This is a genomic window from Psychrobacter sp. Ps6 (assembly GCF_022129235.1).
GTDB lineage: Bacteria > Pseudomonadota > Gammaproteobacteria > Pseudomonadales > Moraxellaceae > Psychrobacter.
This window is the reverse complement of sequence record NZ_JADQAI010000095.1, coordinates 1-1,849: the sequence shown is the minus strand read 5'-3', so window position 1 is coordinate 1,849 and position 1,849 is coordinate 1. Positions and strand designations below refer to the sequence as shown.

Genomic DNA, 1,849 nt, shown 5'->3' with positions numbered 1-1,849 from the left:
CCTAAACTGAAGTGATTACTCCATGTATTTTGAGAACCATCTTTATCAATATAACGATACTCTTCACGAACTAACCCGCTCCAATCCTGACTTAGACGTGTAACCCAAGCACCTAAAATACCGTAGTAATCTTCTGAATCACCATGGCGGTACTCAATACGACCTGTTGTTTTGTAATTAGGATTTCGGATATCCGCTAAACCAAGCGATAGTGCTAACCCAGAGGTACCATCACCTTCAAGCACTTCTACATATTCAATAGATGGGTCAATACTGATTCCTGGCACCATTTCAAAGCGGCCGCGATAACCATTTGCAAGTTCTAAACTACGTCCATCAGAAGCGCCACGCTGTCTAAACTCACTGAACGTACTACCACCATGTAACCAGTCAACATCAATACCAGCAGTAAACAGACTGGTTGTACCGCTACCTAAGTTAGTAATACCGCTGAGTGAATCAATGTACTCATATTGAGTGTAAATACTGGCTTGTTTGTGAACTTTTAAATCAGCTTTAATATTGAAACGACGCTTACTATCATGACCAAAGCTTTGCTCATATTCAGTATCAAAGCGACCTGGACGCCCCCATACGCTGAAGGTACGGCCGACCCCCACAATTGCAGTGGTGTACTCTTCTGAATCTGTTTCGGTTTCATTTTTGATATAACGAGAACCTAAACGCGTTGTCCATTGAGAGCCAAGGATCTTCGTATCAACGGTGGCCCCGATCGATTGCTGCTTCTCGGTATGAATAAGAGATTCAGAGTGATTAGCTTCGATATTTAAATTCATCAAGCCAGTTAACTTCTGACGATGGCGTAAACGAAACTCTTGGCGAGCAGGCGTTACCCCACCAGTGGTATTGGTATACCCTTCCTCAGCATAAACATACTCTAATTCAGTTACCGCTTGTGCACTCCAATCACGCTTAATTCGGAGTTTATAAGCCATGCCATCTTTAAGTTTACTATCGGTCCCAGTTGAAGAAGTCAGATTATTAGCACTCTCGCTACCTTCATGAGACATATGAGCCACGGCTGCGGTTATTTGCGTTTTACTATCAAAATCATAGTTAACCCAAACACTGCCTATGTTATAGCCTTCAACATCATTATCGTTATATTCGTAGCTCGCACCAGCAAGTAAATATGGGGTGAATAAATAAGAGAGTCTTGCTCCTGCTACGGTATAAGCATCACCATCGCCTTCTACATCATAAGAAACACGAACTTTAATCGGATTTAAATCAGGATCATAGGTTGGAACTACTCGATTAAAGCGCATATCTCCTGTGAAATAATCAATGGTGTAATCAATATAACGAGTTAATGGTTGTTGTCTTAATACCAGTCCCTGATTATCTCTGTCATAGGTGACCAAATTAACCGTATCAGAATGACGGACGATACGTGTATCACCGATGCTGTAGAACATAGCGGTGCCGTTACCACTAAACTCAACCACTTTATGTAAATCTTCTGGGCGAGCACCGTATAACTGAGCCATCACTCGACCATCGTTATACATACTATTAAAGCCGTTTAAAACTTGGCTGGTGCGACCAATATCTGACTCATCAGCACCATCTGCGGTGTTATAATCACCCCACATTGCAAAGTGACGTTCTTTTTCAAGTTTCACATAAAGCTTGCTTGTACTACGAGCATCATAACCTTTGATGCTGGCATCACCTGGCATTGGGTAATAGCTATCTGGTGAGATTTCACGATAGAAGTCTTCATCTGATTTATTACTGTCATAACTTAATGTTAAATGCATACCGCCTTTTATATTACCTTTCATAAAGGCTGCAGCTCTTTCGTCATGACTGTAATTTTTATCTT

1 protein-coding gene is annotated in these 1,849 nt (G+C 41.4%); it reads right to left on the bottom strand.

Annotation, left to right across the window (positions count from 1 at the left end):
* Positions 1-1,808 (bottom strand): hypothetical protein (locus I3255_RS14020; RefSeq protein ID WP_238039363.1); only part of this gene is annotated, 1,808 nt, incomplete at its 3' end.
* Positions 1,809-1,849 lie beyond the last annotated feature (41 nt).